General features: G+C 41.3%; 15 protein-coding genes and 1 other annotated feature. Of the genes, 14 read left to right on the plus strand and 1 reads right to left on the minus strand.

Going from position 1 to position 17524, the window contains the following annotated elements:
- Positions 1 to 88: 88 nt before the first annotated feature.
- The 9 genes from QSJ46_RS16075 (at position 89) to QSJ46_RS16115 (ending at position 10051) form a co-directional block, all read left to right on the plus strand.
- Positions 89 to 1027, plus strand: a complete 939-nt coding sequence (locus tag QSJ46_RS16075; RefSeq protein ID WP_024425052.1) for a beta-ketoacyl-ACP synthase III — start codon at positions 89 to 91, stop codon at positions 1025 to 1027.
- Between the two features lie 21 nt (positions 1028 to 1048).
- On the plus strand, positions 1049 to 2290 hold the full coding sequence (fabF, locus tag QSJ46_RS16080) for a beta-ketoacyl-ACP synthase II (RefSeq protein ID WP_047201786.1): 1242 nt from the start codon (positions 1049 to 1051) through the stop codon (positions 2288 to 2290).
- A gap of 77 nt (positions 2291 to 2367) precedes the next feature.
- The gene (locus tag QSJ46_RS16085; protein WP_285604999.1) at positions 2368 to 3171 is read left to right on the plus strand and encodes a DUF2268 domain-containing putative Zn-dependent protease; all 804 of its coding nucleotides are present in this window, start codon (positions 2368 to 2370) and stop codon (positions 3169 to 3171) included.
- Between the two features lie 149 nt (positions 3172 to 3320).
- Positions 3321 to 4301 (plus strand): ABC transporter ATP-binding protein, encoded by a 981-nt coding sequence (locus QSJ46_RS16090; RefSeq protein ID WP_285605000.1) that lies wholly within the window; start codon positions 3321 to 3323, stop codon positions 4299 to 4301.
- Entirely contained in the window at positions 4298 to 5320 is a 1023-nt protein-coding gene (locus tag QSJ46_RS16095) for an ABC transporter ATP-binding protein (RefSeq protein ID WP_041089820.1), read from the plus strand. Before QSJ46_RS16090 ends, QSJ46_RS16095 begins: the two co-directional genes overlap by 4 nt.
- Positions 5321 to 5405: 85 nt before the next feature.
- Positions 5406 to 7040, plus strand: coding sequence for a peptide-binding protein (locus QSJ46_RS16100; protein ID WP_047201790.1), 1635 nt, complete (start codon positions 5406 to 5408; stop codon positions 7038 to 7040).
- A 217-nt stretch (positions 7041 to 7257) separates the two neighbouring features.
- Complete coding sequence (locus tag QSJ46_RS16105; RefSeq protein WP_285605001.1) at positions 7258 to 8208, plus strand: ABC transporter permease; 951 nt, start codon at positions 7258 to 7260, stop codon at positions 8206 to 8208.
- A 33-nt stretch (positions 8209 to 8241) separates the two neighbouring features.
- A complete protein-coding gene (gene opp4C, locus QSJ46_RS16110; RefSeq protein ID WP_080772319.1) occupies positions 8242 to 9141 on the plus strand; it encodes an oligopeptide ABC transporter permease in 900 nt (299 codons plus the stop codon).
- A 157-nt stretch (positions 9142 to 9298) separates the two neighbouring features.
- A complete protein-coding gene (locus QSJ46_RS16115) occupies positions 9299 to 10051 on the plus strand; it encodes a YjbA family protein (RefSeq protein ID WP_039177811.1) in 753 nt (250 codons plus the stop codon).
- 35 nt (positions 10052 to 10086) lie between these two features.
- Here the strand turns inward: QSJ46_RS16115 and trpS are convergent, their stop codons facing one another.
- Positions 10087 to 11082 (minus strand): tryptophan--tRNA ligase, encoded by a 996-nt coding sequence (gene trpS, locus QSJ46_RS16120; RefSeq protein ID WP_047201793.1) that lies wholly within the window; start codon positions 11080 to 11082, stop codon positions 10087 to 10089.
- Positions 11083 to 11135: 53 nt separating this feature from the next.
- Positions 11136 to 11356: a binding site (T-box leader), on the minus strand.
- A gap of 481 nt (positions 11357 to 11837) precedes the next feature.
- On the opposite strand from trpS, the gene QSJ46_RS16125 reads away from it, so the two are divergent.
- From QSJ46_RS16125 to QSJ46_RS16145, 5 genes are all read left to right on the plus strand, one after another.
- A complete protein-coding gene (locus tag QSJ46_RS16125; RefSeq protein WP_285605002.1) occupies positions 11838 to 13475 on the plus strand; it encodes a peptide ABC transporter substrate-binding protein in 1638 nt (545 codons plus the stop codon).
- Positions 13476 to 13591: 116 nt separating this feature from the next.
- On the plus strand, positions 13592 to 14536 hold the full coding sequence (locus tag QSJ46_RS16130) for an ABC transporter permease (RefSeq protein WP_047201795.1): 945 nt from the start codon (positions 13592 to 13594) through the stop codon (positions 14534 to 14536).
- Between the two features lie 3 nt (positions 14537 to 14539).
- A complete protein-coding gene (locus QSJ46_RS16135; RefSeq protein WP_047201796.1) occupies positions 14540 to 15457 on the plus strand; it encodes an ABC transporter permease in 918 nt (305 codons plus the stop codon).
- A gap of 12 nt (positions 15458 to 15469) precedes the next feature.
- Positions 15470 to 16549, plus strand: coding sequence for an ABC transporter ATP-binding protein (locus QSJ46_RS16140; protein WP_024426479.1), 1080 nt, complete (start codon positions 15470 to 15472; stop codon positions 16547 to 16549).
- 1 nt (position 16550) lies between these two features.
- Positions 16551 to 17471 (plus strand): ABC transporter ATP-binding protein, encoded by a 921-nt coding sequence (locus tag QSJ46_RS16145; protein WP_059374939.1) that lies wholly within the window; start codon positions 16551 to 16553, stop codon positions 17469 to 17471.
- The last annotated feature ends 53 nt before the right edge of the window (positions 17472 to 17524 follow it).

Below are 17524 nucleotides of genomic sequence, written 5' to 3' on the forward strand. Positions count from 1 at the left end.
GGAGAAAAAAATAAGGTAAAATTAGTACCAGATACTAATATAAGATCACAATATCACATGCTCGTATGAGTAAAAGGAGTCTTATTCAATGAATGCTGGAATTATTGGCCTTGGCCGCTATATACCTGAAAAAGTATTAACAAATCATGATTTAGAAAAAATGGTTGAAACTTCTGACGAGTGGATTCGTACTAGAACAGGTATAGAAGAAAGAAGAATTGCATCTGATGATGTCAATACATCTCATATGGCGCTTGCTGCTGCAAAAAAAGCATTAGCTGACGCAGATGTGGCTGCAGAAGATATCGATATGATTCTTGTGGCGACAGTCACGCCAGATCAAGCATTTCCGACAGTCGCTTGTATGATTCAAGAGCAGCTCGGTGCACATAAAGCATGTGCAATGGATATTAGCGCTGCGTGTGCTGGCTTTATGTATGGGCTTGTTACTGGAAAACAATTTATCGAATCAGGAACTTACAAACATGTGCTTGTTGTTGGCGTTGAAAAGCTTTCTCGCATTACCGACTGGGATGACCGCAATACAGCTGTATTGTTCGGAGATGGAGCTGGAGCTGCAGTGTTAGGAGAAGTCAGCGAAGGCAAAGGAATACTATCATTTGAACTAGGAGCCGATGGAAGCGGCGGGAAGCACTTGTACTTAGATGAAAAAGATCATACAATCATGAATGGAAGAGAAGTATTTAAATTTGCTGTAAGACAAATGGGCGAATCAAGCGTAAACGTCATTGAAAAAGCTGGGCTATCTAAAGAAGACGTTGACTTCTTGATTCCGCATCAAGCAAACATTCGCATTATGGAAGCAGCACGCGAACGCTTAGAGCTGCCAGTTGAAAAAATGTCGAAAACAGTCCATAAATATGGAAACACGTCAGCAGCATCCATTCCAATTTCACTATGTGAAGAAATCGAAGCCGGAAAAATTCATGACGGCGATGTGATTGTAATGGTTGGTTTTGGTGGCGGATTAACGTGGGGCGCAATCGCTATGCGATGGGGCCGATAAAAGAGTGGGGTGCACAAATTAATGGATAAGAAACGAGTAGTTGTTACAGGATTAGGTGCTTTGACACCACTTGGCAACGATGTAGAATCAACATGGAAAAATGCTTTAGCGGGTGTATCAGGGGTTGGACCGATCACACGTGTCGATTCAAGTGAATATACCGCAAAAGTAGCTGCAGAATTAAAGGATTTTAACATTGAAGATTACATGGAGAAAAAAGAAGCGCGAAAAATGGCACGCTTCACGCAATATGCAGTCGTTGCAGCTCAAAAGGCGCTAGAAGATTCACGTCTTGAAATCACAGATGAAATCGCACCTCGTGTTGGTGTATGGGTTGGATCTGGTATTGGCGGACTTGAAACATTTGAAGAGCAATTCGAAGTGTATTCAAATAAAGGGGCAAGACGCGTAAGTCCGTTCTTTGTTCCAATGATGATTCCAGATATGGCGACAGGCCAAATTTCAATTGCACTTGGCGCAAAAGGGGTTAACTCTTGTACAGTGACAGCATGTGCAACAGGTACAAACTCAATTGGTGATGCATTTAAAGTGATTCAGCGCGGAGATGCAGATGCAATGATCACAGGCGGTACGGAAGCGCCATTAACAAAAATGTCGTTTGCAGGTTTCTGTGCGAACAAGGCCCTTTCGACAAATCCTGATCCAAAGACAGCAAGCCGTCCGTTCGACAAAAACCGTGACGGATTTGTCATGGGTGAAGGAGCAGGGATTATTGTTCTTGAAGAACTTGAGCATGCGTTAGAACGTGGTGCGACCATTTATGCAGAAATCGTTGGTTATGGTTCAACTGGAGATGCATATCATATCACAGCACCAGCTCCAAATGGAGAAGGCGGCGTCCGCGCTATGAAAGAAGCGATTCGAGATGCAGGTTTGTCTGTGGAAGAAATTGATTATATCAATGCCCACGGAACAAGCACACCTTACAATGATAAATTTGAAACAATGGCGATTAAAGAAGTGTTCGGAGAGCATGCGAATCAGCTTGCGATCAGTTCGACAAAATCAATGACAGGTCACTTACTTGGCGCAGCAGGCGGAGTAGAAGCTATTTTCTCTGTTCTTGCGATTAAAGACAGCGTCATTCCTCCAACGATTAACCTTGAAACACCGGATGAAGAATGTGATCTTGATTATGTAGCAAATGAAGCACGTTCAAAAGAAGTACAAGTTGCTTTAAGTAACTCACTTGGTTTTGGCGGGCATAATGCGACAATTATTTTCAAAAAATACGAAGCGTAATACTTCATGAGAAAGCGGCGGTCGATAAACAGATCGCCGTTTTTTTGCATATGATGAAAATGGAGGTGTTCAGCGGTATGGGTCTGATCAATACACAATATCTCATTCATCAATCATCATCATTTCAGGAGCTTGCGCCGCGCTTTGTTCCTTATTTTAAAGGGGCAGAGGAAAAAGAATGGTCGTCTATCCTCGCTCACCTGCAGCATCACGGGATGGTTCGATCTTGGAGCTCGTGTAAAAACATGATCGACAAGCTCAAAGAAAAAGGGTACTTCAAGCTTGTCATGAAAGAATACCAAACGCTGCAAAAAGAGTGGGAAGGTCCTGACATTCCCGTATTTATTTTACCTGTCAACGAGAGCAGCAGAGAAATCAGAGAGCAATTTTATTATCAATCCGGTATGGCCTTTGATGACAAGGTCTTTCTCTTTTTGTCTCCAAATACCCCGAAGGAGCGAATCGGTACATTGCTGACTCATGAATATCACCATGTATGCAGGCTGCATTTTCTCTCAAAAGAAGAAAAAGACTTTACATTCCTCGATACAATCATGATGGAGGGGCTCGCTGAATATGCTGTGTATCATAGATATGGAGAAAGCTATACAGCGAAATGGACCACCTTCTATAGCGAATCCCAGCTTCAGCGCATGTACAAGAAATGGGTATCCAGTCATCTTAATCAAAAAGTCCAGGACGACGAAAGGCTGATACAGAATCTTCTTTATGGAAAAGGGAACTACCCTAAAATGCTTGGTTACGCCACTGGGTTTTATATCGTGAAAAAATATTTTAATGAGCACCGAATCAGCGAGGAGTCTATGATTGCAGAGCCGTCAGAAACTTTTTTAAAGGCGATAGAATCAAAAAGTGAGTAATTCACATAAAAAGAGTCATATTACAAATTTACTAAATAATCCTTGATTTAGTCATAGCGATGTAATAATATACAAATAATTCTTTTTATTTTAAAAAGACGGAATATTCAGGTTCAATTCTATTGATCTTTGGAGAAAGGGGCGAATGAATGAGCACGCTGCTTGAAGTGCAAAACTTAAAAACATATTTTTTTCGAAAAAAGGAACCGATACCTGCTGTTGATGGCGTTGATTTCAGCATCAACAGAGGAGAAACTGTCGCATTAGTCGGTGAGTCTGGATCTGGCAAAAGCATTACGTCCTTATCCATTATGGGTCTGATTCATGGAACTGGTGGGAAAATTATGGACGGTTCTATCAAACTTGATGGAAAGGACCTTGTTACATATAGTGAAAAGGAATTATGCAGCATCCGTGGTAATGAAGTATCTATGATCTTTCAGGAACCCATGACCTCACTTAATCCCGTCTTAACCATCGGAGAACAAATAACAGAAATCCTCATCTATCACAAAAAAATTTCAAAAAAAGAAGCGGTCAAAAAAGCGGTTGATCTGCTGAAGCTTGTTGGTTTTTCCCGTCCGGAGCAAATCATGAAAGATTATCCGCATCGATTATCAGGCGGCATGCGGCAAAGAGTAATGATTGCCATAGCGCTCAGCTGTGATCCGAAGCTTCTCATTGCAGATGAACCGACAACAGCCCTGGATGTGACCATTCAAGCACAGGTACTCACATTAATGAAAGATTTATGCTCTACCTTTGGTACTTCTATTCTTCTTATCACACATGATTTAGGTGTCGTGTCTGAAGTAGCAGATCGAGTGATTGTCATGTACTGCGGACAGGTTGTTGAAAATGGGACCGTCGAAGAGTTGTTTGAACAACCGCTTCATCCTTACACAGAAGGGCTGCTTGAATCAATTCCTGTTATTGACGGAGACATCCAGCCGTTAACAGCAATCAAAGGGAATGTTCCTGCGCCAGATCAGCTTCCAGCCGGCTGCCGCTTTGCTCCTAGATGTCCGCAAGTGAAGGAACGCTGCCTAGGTGAACTGCCTAAGCTGAGAACATTTGAAGGTGGCAGAAGCGTCAGATGTTTCTTATATGAGGAGGCAGATCAAACATGACCCTTGCTCAAAATCAAACACAAATAACGGAATTACCAGAGAAAGAAACGATCCTTGAACTGAAACAGATTCGAAAACATTTTCCGATTAAAGCGGGCGTCTTTCAGAAAAAAGTCGGTGCAGTAAAAGCTGTTGACGGCATAGACTTGAAGATTTATAAAGGTGAAACGTTAGGTATTGTCGGTGAGTCAGGATGCGGTAAATCCACATTAGGACGGACGATGATTCGTCTATATGAACCAACAGACGGTCAAATCTTTTTTAAAGGGCAAGACATCACGCGCGTATCAGAATCAAAGTTAAGACAATCTACACGAAAAAACATCCAAATGGTTTTTCAAGATCCCTTTGCATCACTCAACCCTAGAAAAACACTTCGAAGCATCATCAAAGAACCCTACAAAACACATCACTTATATTCCTTAAAAGAAAGAAATGAAAAAGTAGAACAGCTTTTATCAAAGGTAGGCCTTCATCCAAGCTTTGCGAACCGCTATCCCCATGAATTTTCAGGCGGGCAGAGGCAGCGAATCGGCATCGCTCGTGCGCTTGCCATGAATCCCGACATGATCATCGCAGATGAGCCTGTATCAGCACTTGATGTATCCATTCAGGCGCAGGTCATTAATCTAATGGAGGAACTTCAGGAGGAATTTGATCTTACCTATCTATTTATCTCTCACGATTTAAGTGTGGTCAGGCATATTAGCGATAGAGTCGGCGTCATGTATCTCGGCAAAATGATGGAGCTTGCCGATAAACATAGTCTGTACGATGAGCCGCTCCATCCATATACACAGGCCTTGCTTTCTTCCGTTCCTGTCACCCGTAAAAAAGGGCAGGTGAAAAGAGAACGCATTATGCTGCAAGGCGATCTACCGAGTCCTGCAAATCCACCAAAAGGTTGCGTATTTCACACAAGATGCCCGCATGCCAAAGAAATCTGTAAAGAAAAAGTACCAGCATTTCAGGAGTTAAAAACGAACCACTTTGTTGCCTGCCACCTCTACAACGCTTGATCAAGCTTGTATGATCTCATCTTTGAGAGGGGGGATGACACAGGATTCTGTCATTATTTTTAAAAAAGAATAGGGGGAATTGTCTATGAAAGTTAGAAATAGAAAGTCCATATTGGTCAGTTTACTGCTGATTTTCACATTAATCCTAGCTGCTTGTTCTGGTGGAAATAAGACGTCAGGAGACAGCGAAAAGAAATCCACAGGTAAACCGGTACAAGGCGGAGATCTTGTCATCGGTTCAATTGCAGAGCCAACACTATTTAACTCTCTGTATTCTACAGATGTGGCAAGCTCTGATATTGAGGAAAGAATCTACAGCTTCTTACTTCAAACAGACGGAAAGCTCAACCCTCAGCTATCGCTGGCAGAGGATATTAAAGAATCGGATGATGGCAAGCAGTTTGATGTCACCATTAAAAAAGGTGTGAAGTTTCATGATGGGGAAGAACTGACTGCTGATGATGTTGTGTTTACATACAGCATTCCAATCAATAAGGACTACAATGGGGAGCGCGGATCAGGCTTTGAAGTATTAGAGTCTGTTAAAAAGACAGGGGACTACTCGATCGAATTTAAGCTTAATAAAAAAGATCCCTATTTTTATAATGTCACATTAGGAAGCTATGGCATTTTACCTAAGCATATTTTAGGCGATGTGCCTATAAAGGATCTCGGTGAAAACGAATTTAACCGAAAAAAACCAATCGGTTCTGGTCCATTTAAATTTGCAGAGTGGAAAGAAGGAGACTACGTCAAACTAGAAGCCTTTGACGATTATTGGGATGGACGTCCATACCTTGATACCGTCACGATTAAAACGATTCCTGACCAAAATGCAGCCATTGCTCAGCTGTCAGCAGGCGATATTGATTTCTTTGCTGTACCAGGAGCGGAGCTGCAAACAGCTGAAAAAGTCAGCAACATTAAAATTGAATCTGACCTAGGCCTGAATTATTCATACATTGGCTGGAACCAGAAAAATGACCTTTTTAAAAGTAAAAAGGTCCGCCAAGCGCTGACACATGCCATTGATCGTCAAACAATTGTTGACCAAGTGCTAGATGGAGACGGCAAAGTAGCCAACATTCCAGAAAGTCCGCTGTCCTGGAATTATCCAAAGGATGAAAATGTTCCAGTGTTTGAATTTGATCAAGAAAAAGCGAAAAAAATGCTGAAAGAAGAGGGATGGGAGGATACAGATGGAGATGGCTATCTTGATAAGGATGGCAAGAAGTTCTCCTTTGTATTAAAGACCAACCAAGGTAATAAAGTTCGTGAAGATATCGCTGTCGTTGTCCAGCAGCAGCTTAAAGAGATTGGTGTAGAAGCAAAGCCGCAAATTGTGGAATTCAGTGCACTCATTGAGCAGACGACAGCACCTAAATGGGATTATGATGCACTGCTGCTCGGCTGGAGTCTTGCGACATTCCCTGATCAATTTAGCATCTTCCACTCGAGCCAATCAGAAAAAGGCTTAAATAACATCTGGTATAAAAATAAAGAGGTCGATAAGCTGTTAGTTGATGCTAAAAAATTAAGCGATCGAAAAGATTATTCAAAGGCATATGAAAAAATTTATAAACTGATTGCAGAGGATCAGCCGTATACGTTCCTTTACTATGCTAACTCACATCGCGCTATGCCATCTAATCTTCAAGGCTATTCTTACCACCCGAAAGATGAGTATTACAAAATCGAAAAATGGTGGCTTGAACAGTAGGCTGATAGTGAAGAGGGGGAGGATTCTCCCCTTTCACCGTGAGAACAATCCCTTGCATTTGGTGTCAGGTCTTTGCGTGGTGCTAATCGCGCTCCCGTATCAGCACGAGAATTCAAGGGGGTTCATATCACGCTGAAAAGAAGACAAAGGGCTAAAATAACATCATTTTAGCCTTTTTTTCACAGAATGGCGATCCGATGAAAAAGGAGTTGTGCATATGGTTACATATATCATTAGAAGGACATTGCTCTCTATTCCTATTTTATTAGGGATTACCATTTTGTCCTTTGCCATTATGAAAGCAGCACCAGGCGATCCGATGTCACTCATGATGGACCCTACCATTAGTGCGGCAGACCGGGAAGCCTTTATTGATAAGTACGGCTTGAATGATCCTGAATATGTGCAATATATGAAATGGCTTGGCAATATGCTTCAAGGTGACTTTGGCACATCCATTGTCAAAAAGGGAACGCCCGTGGCTGATTTGATTTTTGCCCGGCTGCCAAATACCCTCATCCTCATGATTTTTTCTACATTAGTTGCCCTGCTGATCGCCATCCCATCTGGTGTTCTTTCAGCAAAACGTCCGTATACAAAGCTTGACTATGGGATTACGGTTACATCTTTTATCGGACTGGCTATTCCAAACTTTTGGTTTGGTCTTATCCTCATTATGGTTTTATCCGTGAACCTAGGCTGGTTCCCAACTGGAGGAGTCTCTACCATGAATGCCGATTTTAATGTGTTTGACCGGCTCCATCACATTATTTTACCTGCCTTTGTTTTAGCAACGGCTGATATGGCAGGGCTGACCCGGTATACAAGGTCGAGTATGCTTGATGTCATGAGGCAGGATTACATTCGCACCGCAAGAGCGAAAGGCTTTAGAGAAAACAAAGTTATTTTTAAGCATGGTTTACGAAACGGTCTTATGCCTGTCATAACGATTTTCGGATTGATGATACCATCCTTTATTGGCGGCGCGGTTGTGGTGGAACAAATCTTCACCTGGCCTGGACTCGGAAAGCTGTTCATTGATTCTGCCTTTTCGAGAGATTATCCGGTCATTATGGCGATGACCGTTATTTCTGCAGTGCTCGTGGTGGTTGGAAATTTAATAGCGGATATTTTATATGCGATCGTTGATCCGCGTATTGAATATTAGAAGGGAGCTGAAGTACTATTGGCACAGCCTAATATGGGAACACCTCCTGTTGATATCAAATTAAAGGAGGGCCTTCCGCCAAAGCCAGAGACAATGCTGCGTTTATTTTGCGAGAAATTTTTCAAAAATAAATTGGCGGTTGCCGGCTCCGTGATCTTATTGGTCATTATTTTTTCTGCCATTTTTGCTCCAGTGATCGCTCCATATGCACCAGAGCATCAAGATTTATTGAAGCGGCTCCAGCCGCCAAGTGCTGAGCATTTTATGGGCACAGACAAGTTTGGCCGCGATATTTTCTCAAGGGTGCTATATGGCGCGCGCGTTTCTTTATTGGTCGGTTTCGTCTCGGTGGTTGGTGCAATCACTATTGGAACTGTCGTTGGCGCGGTCGCGGGGTATTTCAAAGGATTTGTTGATTCCTTGTTAATGAGGTTTGTTGATGTCGTGTTGTCGATTCCAGACATTTTTCTATTGATCACGCTCGTCACCATTTTCAAACCGGGCATTGATAAATTAATTTTAATCTTTGCTTTGACAGGCTGGACAACAACCGCCAGGCTCATCCGCAGTGAATTCTTATCACTTCGAACAAGAGAATTCGTACTTGCGGCAAGAACCATTGGAACGAAAAATCATGTCATTATCTTTTCGCATATTTTACCGAACTGTATCGGTCCTATTATTGTGTCAGCTACATTAAAAGTAGGCTCTGTCATTTTAGCTGAATCAACGCTCAGCTACCTTGGCTTTGGTATTCAGCCGCCAACGGCAAGCTGGGGCAACATGCTGCAAGATGCACAAAATTTCTCGATTATGGTGCAAGCGTGGTGGTACCCGCTTTTCCCAGGTTTACTCATTTTGCTGACTGTTTTATGCTTTAATTTTTTAGGAGATGGTCTGAGAGATGCGCTTGATCCTAAAAAGCTGAAGTAAGGTTTAAAGGGGCTCTGCGTGCGCTCTCCGTTTCCTGAATGAAATAAAGACACGAAGCCGTCATTCATCCAGTTTGAAGTTTTGATAAAGTTGGAATAATTTCTCTATCCCTTGCCCATACTGTGGACAACAGTTTTTATAAAGTGAGGGATTGGTTATGTTATTTCTTCATGACGTATGGGTGAATTGGTTTGAAGGGGAAGAAAATGGCTACAATGTGTGTCATTTTCATGAGTGGCGTAAGGAGGACAGTGTTGAACTGTTAGATCAAGTGCCTTTACTTAAGGTGCAGAGTCCTTTGTTTGATTACATAGAGAATGATCTTTCAGAGCTGCCAAAGACGCTGCTAGAGTCCGTATTTGAGAAATCATATATTCGAAAAAATCATGAGCGCCGAAAATTAGAGTATTGCTTTGTAGTCACAGACGGCATACGAATCATTGCCGTGGATACGATTGGGTATTCCATTCCTGTGAGAAAAAGCCGCTTGATCCCAAGGCAGGAGCAATTGGTCTATGAAATGGTGAAAGATGTGAAGGCAGAAGAATATGAATTCTCTAAGGACAGTCTTGAATCGACAAAGGAGTACCACATCCTATCATTGCCGCCGCAGCATATCAGCGGATTAACGAGAAAAGAAAGACAGCTGAAGCAGCTGATGTTTATGGCGCTCGATCAATTAAAGGGGCTCCAAAACAGGGCGGAGATTGCGTATTGGTATACGGAATGGAACCCACGCATGTACAACCAAATCAAACGAATGTCATTCGAAGAGATTTGGAACATGCTTTACAATGAAACGATTGATGGGTGGTCAGAGAATCATTTAGCCTTCTGTGAAAAAATGATTAAAGGACAGCCATTTTTCGAAAAACTTTGGGAAATGGAAAACGAATCAAAAGTAAATTAGAAAAAGCTTGCAGCGAGTAGTGCTGCAAGCTTTTTTTATTTGCGTTTTCTGCCAAGACCCATCGCATTCTCCATTTTTTTCAGCATTTTGTTTGCTGCGCGGTTTGCTTTTTCAGCACCTTCGTCTAGAATACGATCAAGCTCTTGTGATTCAATAAGTTCATAGTAACGATCTTGAATTGGTTTTAAAGCATCTACGACAACGTTCGCAAGATCTCCTTTAAACTCACCATATCCTTTGCCTTCGTACTTTTGCTCCAGCTCTGCAATCGATATGTTGCCTAATACAGAATAAATCGTCAGCAAGTTGGCAATTCCAGGCTTGTTCTCTTTGTCATACTTGACGATGCCTTCTGAATCCGTCACAGCACTTTTGATTTTCTTTTCAAGCTGCTTTGGTTCATCTAATAAGGTAATGAAGGATTTTTGGTTCGGATCGGATTTGCTCATTTTTTTCGTTGGATCTGTTAAAGACATTATCCGAGCGCCTTCTTTTGGAATTTTCACTTCAGGCACAGTGAAGATGTCATTGTATTTTCGGTTAAAGCGTTCAGCAAGCGTTCTAGTCAATTCAAGATGCTGCTTTTGGTCTTCTCCAACAGGGACTAAATCAGTACCATATAATAAGATATCGCCTGCCATTAATGGGGGATACGTTAATAGGCCTGAAACAACCGCTTCCTTACCAGCGGATTTGTCCTTAAATTGGGTCATTCTTTCTAATTCTCCAATATAAGCAACACATTGCAGCATCCATCCTGCCTGGGCGTGAGCAGGTACCTCTGATTGGATAAACAATGTCGCCTTCTCTGGATCAAGTCCAACAGCTAAATAAAGAGCTGCTAAGCTTCTAATATTTTGGCGGAGAGCTAATCGGTCCTGACTCACTGTAATCGCATGCTGATCTACGACACAAAAATAGCCATTATAGTCATGCTGCAAATCGACAAATTGCTTCATTGCTCCAATATAGTTCCCTAATGTGACAGAACCGCTCGGCTGAATGCCAGAAAAAATTGTCTTCTTTGTCATACTAAAACCTCTTTTCTTCAATATAAAAAGGCCCACCCATCACTTTTCAACAGAAAAGGGACGAATGAACCGTGGTACCACCCTTGTTATTTCACATAGAAATCACTCAAGACGTTGATAACGGAGACTGCTCCGTCTAAGCCTACTCACTTTTTTAGAAGTGTTCGGTTAGCTGCTCCAAAGCCCATTCCATACATGCCATTATCTGCTCACACCGGCCGCAGACTCTCTGTAAATGGTGAATATATGTACTCTTCTTTTTCATCGCAACAATATGCTATCTATTATAAAGGATGACCATGAAAAAGTCACGAAGCCATTATGTGACCTTCTCATCATGCCTATAGACACTTAAAATTTTAGATAAAATAACAAAAATCTGTCAGAATTTTTTAAAAAAGGATGATTAATTATATGTATAAAACATTATTCCTGCTGAATTTGTTAAATTATTTTAATCAATTTACGCTTTAATTTGTTGAAGTGATTGAGACTTTAGTTTATAAAAATCCCTCTTTATCCCCATTTACGTTTTTAAAAAATATATGAAATTGATATTGCAATAAATTATTCTATTCATTATAATGAATTTGTTCACACGTTTGTGCTAGGCTCTTTACATAGTGAAAATTCAGAAAAAACAAAAGAAATAGAAAGTGGACTATTTAGGGACTTTTTTACGCTATTTCTTAAATCTGAATCTCATCTTCTATCGAGACCTTTGAACTAAAAACATATTATAAGGGGGAATACAGTTGAAAAAGCGTTGGTCTGTTGTTACTTTAATGCTTATTTTCACACTTGTATTAAGCGCTTGTGGTTTCAGCGGAAACAAATCAGGCGACAGCACGAGCAGTTCTGGAGAGGCTAAAACAACATTAAATGTGAATATCTCCACTGAGCCTTTTTCTCTACATCCGGGATTGGCAAATGATTCAACTTCAGGTAGTGTCATCCGTCAGACTTTTGAAGGATTAACAAGAATTAACGCTGAAGGAAAGCCAGAAAATGCAATGGCTTCTGATATTAAAACAAGTGCTGATGGTAAAACATACACATTCACACTACGTGATGCAAAATGGTCTAATGGTGACCCTGTTACAGCTAAAGATTTCGAATATGCTTGGAAATGGGTATTAGATCCTAAAAATGAATCTCAATATGCTTACCAGCTCTACTATATTAAAGGTGCTGAAGCAGCGAACAAAGGGAAAGCGAAAGTTGCTGATGTTGGCATTAAAGCTAAAGACGACAAAACGCTTGTAGTTGAGCTAGAGAACCCAACACCGTTCTTTACTGAACTAACTGCATTCTATACGTATATGCCAGTCAACAAAAAAGTGGCTGAAAAGAATAAAAACTGGTACACAAATGCTGGTGAAAACTACGTATCTAACGGACCATTCGTTCTTTCTAAATGGAAACATGGCGGTTCTATCACGCTTGAAAAGAACAATGAATACTGGGATAAAGATACTGTGAAATTGAAAAAAATCAACATGTCTATGATCAAAGATACAAACACTGAGCTTAGCATGTTCAAAAAAGGCGAGCTTGACTGGGCTGGTATGCCAACTGGAAGCCTTCCAACTGAGTCTTTAAAAACATTGAAAAAAGAAGGCGGTCTGAAAATCCAAACGATCGCTGGTATCTATAACTACAAATTCAATACAAAAGTAAAACCTTTAAACAATGTAAACATCCGTAAGGCCCTGACATACTCAATCAACCGTCAAGCGATCGTTGACAAAATTACGCAAGGTGAACAAGTTCCAGCAATGGCAATTGTTCCACCAACAATGGATGGTTTCGAGGGCAACAAAACTGGCTACTTCAAAGATCATGATGTAGACACAGCTAAAAAACTTCTTGAAAAAGGTGCGAAAGAATTAGGTTATAAGTCTGTTTCTGATCTTCCAACATTGAAACTTTCTTACAACACAGATGAAGGCCACCAAAAGATTGCACAAGCAATTCAAGAAATGTGGAAAAAAGATTTAGGTGTGAAAGTGGAACTTGATAACTCTGAGTGGAACGTATACATCGATAAAATCCACAGCGGAGACTACCAAATCGGACGTATGGGCTGGTTAGGTGACTTCAACGATCCAGTGAACTTCCTTGAGCTTTACAAAGATAAAGACGGTGGAAACAACGATACTGGATGGGAAAGCAAAGTGTACAAACAATTGTTGAATGATTCTGCAAAAGAAACAGATAAAACAAAGCGTGAAGAAATGCTGAAAAAAGCAGAAGAAATTCTCATCAATGATATGCCTGTAGCACCAATTTACTTCTACACTCAGCCTTGGGTACAAGATCCAAAACTTAAAGGTGTAGTTGTATCTGGACTAGGTGATGTTCAATACAAATGGGCACATTTCGAAAAGTAAGAGTTATAGTGTAAGAGATCTACGGCAAGGATCTTAAGGTATATGGAGGATGTCTCTCCATATACCTTTCTTGCTGATTAGAGAATTTGTTGTAAAATCATGGAGGTGCAATTCCGTTGCTTAAATATATCGGTAAGCGATTAATATATATTTTAATCACACTGTTTGTTATTGTAACTGCAACTTTCTTTCTCATGCAGGCAGCACCTGGTGGTCCATTCTCTGGAGAGAAGAAACTTCCTGCTGAAATTGAAGCAAACCTAAACGAGCACTACGGATTGGACAAGCCCTTATTTGTTCAATATGTAAGCTACTTAGGTTCAGTTGCAAAATTAGATTTTGGTCCCTCATTTAAATATAAAGGACAAACCGTAAATGACTTAATCAGTTCTGGATTCCCCGTTTCCTTTACCCTCGGAATTGAGGCAATTCTCCTCGCATTAGCATTTGGTGTATTGTTTGGGGTCCTTGCAGCGCTCTATCATAACAAGTGGCAAGACTATACGATTGCCATTTTAACGATCTTTGGAATCTCAGTTCCAAGTTTCATTTTAGCGGCGCTACTACAATATGTATTTGCATCTGAGGCAAGCATTATAGCGATCTTCCCAGTTGCAGGATGGGAGTCTTGGGCCAGCACCGTACTACCTTCTATTGCACTTTCCTTCATGCCAATGGCATTTATCGCTAGACTTGCACGGTCAAGTATGCTTGAAGTACTAAATAGTGACTACATTAGAACGGCTAGAGCGAAAGGATTAACAAAATCAGCTGTGACGATCAAACACGCCATCCGAAACGCATTGTTGCCTGTTATCACATACATGGGACCAATGGCTGCTTCAGTTTTAACAGGTAGTTTTGTCGTTGAGAAGATATTTGGTATCCCTGGCTTAGGCTCTCACTTTGTCACAAGCATTACAAACCGTGATTACACTGTCATCATGGGTGTAACAGTCTTCTACAGTATTATTCTATTAGTCAGTATTCTAGTCGTTGACGTTCTCTACGGTATTATCGATCCTAGAATTAAACTGACGAAGGCGAAGAAAGGGGTCTAACACATGGAAGAGATGAGAAAAGATTTATTTGTGCCTGCGACAGCTGACGCAGCAGAATCTGAAAAAATTTCTAAACCTAGTCTATCTTTATGGAAGGATGCTATGCTTCGCTTCCGTGCCAATAAACTTGCAATGGTTGGACTCACAATCATTTTTATTATTGTGATGCTGGCCATCTTTGTTCCGATTTTTTCTAAATATGATTACTCTACGACCGATTTATTGAATGCTGACCAGCCGCCTTCAAAAGAGCACTGGTTCGGTACAGATGATTTAGGACGTGACATGTTTGTCCGTACATGGGTCGGGGCAAGAATTTCGATCTTCATCGGTCTTGCTGCAGCGCTCCTTGACGTAATCATCGGTATTATCTGGGGAAGTATTGCTGCGTTCAAAGGCGGCCGTACAGATGAAGTGATGATGCGTATTGCAGACGTTTTATGGGCAATTCCAACACTATTAATGGTTATCTTAATGATGGTTGTTCTGCCAAAAGGATTATTAACGATTATCCTCGCCATGACAGTCGTAGGCTGGATTAACATGGCACGGATTGTTCGGGGACAGGTTTTACAATTAAAGAGTCAAGAATACGTTCTTGCAGCACAAACATTAGGTGCGAAAACATCTAGACTTTTATTTAAACACTTAATTCCAAACTCAATGGGACCAATTCTTGTGACGATGACATTAACGATTCCTTCTGCTATCTTCACAGAGGCATTCCTAAGCTATTTAGGGCTTGGTGTACCTCAGCCATTAGCAAGCTGGGGAACAATGGCGTCTGACGGCATTCCAGCCATGACGTACTACCCTTGGAGATTATGGTTCCCAGCCGCATTTATCTGTATTACAATGTTTGGTTTTAACGTGGTTGGAGACGGACTAAGAGACGCTTTAGATCCGAAGTTGCGTAAATAAGGAGTGATTAGGATGGAACGTGAACGTATTCTAGAGGTGAAAGACCTTGCAATCTCATTTAAAACATATGGTGGAGAAGTTCAAGCCATTCGTGGTGTGAACTTCCACTTAAATAAAGGCGAGACACTGGCTATTGTAGGTGAATCTGGCTCTGGTAAAAGTGTGACATCACAAGCTATCATGAGACTAATTCCGATGCCGCCGGGTTATTTCAAGCGCGGACAGATCCTGTTTGATGGCCAAGATATTGTCAAGAAAACCGAGAAACAAATGCAAACCATTCGAGGAAAAGATATCTCAATGATCTTCCAAGATCCGATGACGTCTTTGAATCCAACGATGAAAGTCGGGAAGCAAATTACAGAAGTGCTGTTCAAGCATGAACAAATTTCAAAAGAAGCGGCTGAAAAAAGAGCCATTGAACTATTAGAACTTGTTGGAATTCCAATGCCTGAAAAAAGAATTAAACAATATCCGCACGAATTTAGTGGCGGGATGAGACAAAGGGTTGTCATCGCCATGGCGCTTGCAGCAGATCCAAAGCTGTTGATTGCCGATGAGCCGACGACTGCACTTGATGTAACAATTCAAGCACAAATTTTAGAATTAATGAAAGAAATTCAGAAAAAGGTTGACACTTCGATTATTTTTATTACGCATGATCTAGGTGTTGTTGCAAACGTTGCTGATCGTGTAGCTGTTATGTATGCAGGACAGATTGTGGAGACAGGGACTGTTGATGAAATTTTCTACAATCCAAAGCATCCGTATACATGGGGACTTTTAGCATCAATGCCGAGCCTTGACACTGATGGCGGAGATGAAGGAAAGCTGACTGCTATTCCAGGAACACCGCCAGATCTGACAAACCCGCCGAAAGGAGATGCATTTGCACTCCGCAGCGATTATGCAATGAAAATTGACTTCGAACAAGAACCACCAATGTTCAAAGTATCAGATACGCATTATGTGAAATCATGGCTACTTCATCCGAATGCACCTAAAGTTGAACCGCCTGCTTCTGTAAAGGCGAGAATGCGTGAACTAGAAGGTAGCTACGAAAAACCTGTATTAGTAAAAGAGGGTGAATAGCATGGCAGAAAAACTGTTAGAAATCAAAAATTTGAAGCAGCATTTCCATACAGCAAGAGGAACTGTGAAAGCAGTAGATGGGGTTTCATTTGATATTTACAAAGGTGAAACGCTTGGTCTTGTAGGTGAGTCTGGTTGTGGTAAATCCACTACGGGCCGTTCGATTATTAGACTTTATGATGCGACAGACGGTGAAGTTCTTTATAAAGGGGAAAATGTACACGGGAAGAAATCAAGACAAAAAATGCTTGAATTCAACCGTCAAATGCAGATGATCTTCCAAGATCCATATGCTTCACTCAACCCTAGAATGACAGTGCTTGATATCATTGCAGAGGGCATCGATATTCATGGTCTTGCGAAAACAAAAAAGGCGCGTAAAGAGCGTGTGATCCAATTACTTGAAACGGTTGGCTTGAACAAAGAGCATGCGAACAGATATCCGCATGAATTCTCAGGTGGTCAAAGGCAGCGTATCGGAATTGCACGTGCATTAGCAGTAGAGCCAGATTTCATCATCGCCGATGAACCAATCTCTGCATTAGACGTGTCGATCCAAGCGCAGGTCGTCAACTTATTGAAAGAGCTTCAAGAGGAAAAAGGCTTAACGTATTTATTCATTGCGCATGACCTGTCCATGGTAAAATACATCAGCGATCGTATCGGCGTGATGTATTTCGGAAAATTGGTTGAGCTGGCACCAGCGAATGAATTATACGAAAACCCACTGCATCCATATACAAAATCATTGCTGTCTGCGATTCCGCTTCCAGATCCTGATTATGAGCGTAACCGCAAACGAATCAAGTATGATCCATCTGTTCACAAAGGAACAAACACCGAGTTCCGTGAAGTGAAGCCAGGTCACTTTGTGAGCTGCACAGAGGAAGAATTCAAAGAGCTTCAGGCGAAACAATCATAAGAAGAGAGAAGTACTGCTAATGCAGTACTTCTTTTTTTATTTTACAAAAAAAC

The sequence above is a fragment of the Bacillus sp. YKCMOAS1 genome, assembly GCF_030268125.1.
GTDB lineage: Bacteria > Bacillota > Bacilli > Bacillales > Bacillaceae > Bacillus > Bacillus safensis.

What these genes read in the sequence shown, in the direction of transcription:
- QSJ46_RS16135 (WP_047201796.1), top strand. Translation starts at nt 14,540, where the DNA reads ATGGAAGAGATGAGAAAAGATTTATTTGTGCCTGCGACAGCTGACGCA.
- opp4C (WP_080772319.1), top strand. Translation starts at nt 8,242, where the DNA reads ATGGGAACACCTCCTGTTGATATCAAATTAAAGGAGGGCCTTCCGCCA.
- QSJ46_RS16140 (WP_024426479.1), top strand. Translation starts at nt 15,470, where the DNA reads ATGGAACGTGAACGTATTCTAGAGGTGAAAGACCTTGCAATCTCATTT.
- QSJ46_RS16100 (WP_047201790.1), top strand. Translation starts at nt 5,406, where the DNA reads ATGAAAGTTAGAAATAGAAAGTCCATATTGGTCAGTTTACTGCTGATT.
- QSJ46_RS16085 (WP_285604999.1), top strand. Translation starts at nt 2,368, where the DNA reads ATGGGTCTGATCAATACACAATATCTCATTCATCAATCATCATCATTT.
- QSJ46_RS16090 (WP_285605000.1), top strand. Translation starts at nt 3,321, where the DNA reads ATGAGCACGCTGCTTGAAGTGCAAAACTTAAAAACATATTTTTTTCGA.
- QSJ46_RS16075 (WP_024425052.1), top strand. Translation starts at nt 89, where the DNA reads ATGAATGCTGGAATTATTGGCCTTGGCCGCTATATACCTGAAAAAGTA.
- QSJ46_RS16095 (WP_041089820.1), top strand. Translation starts at nt 4,298, where the DNA reads ATGACCCTTGCTCAAAATCAAACACAAATAACGGAATTACCAGAGAAA.
- QSJ46_RS16115 (WP_039177811.1), top strand. Translation starts at nt 9,299, where the DNA reads ATGTTATTTCTTCATGACGTATGGGTGAATTGGTTTGAAGGGGAAGAA.
- trpS (WP_047201793.1), bottom strand. Translation starts at nt 11,082, where the DNA reads ATGACAAAGAAGACAATTTTTTCTGGCATTCAGCCGAGCGGTTCTGTC.
- QSJ46_RS16105 (WP_285605001.1), top strand. Translation starts at nt 7,258, where the DNA reads ATGGTTACATATATCATTAGAAGGACATTGCTCTCTATTCCTATTTTA.
- fabF (WP_047201786.1), top strand. Translation starts at nt 1,049, where the DNA reads ATGGATAAGAAACGAGTAGTTGTTACAGGATTAGGTGCTTTGACACCA.
- QSJ46_RS16145 (WP_059374939.1), top strand. Translation starts at nt 16,551, where the DNA reads ATGGCAGAAAAACTGTTAGAAATCAAAAATTTGAAGCAGCATTTCCAT.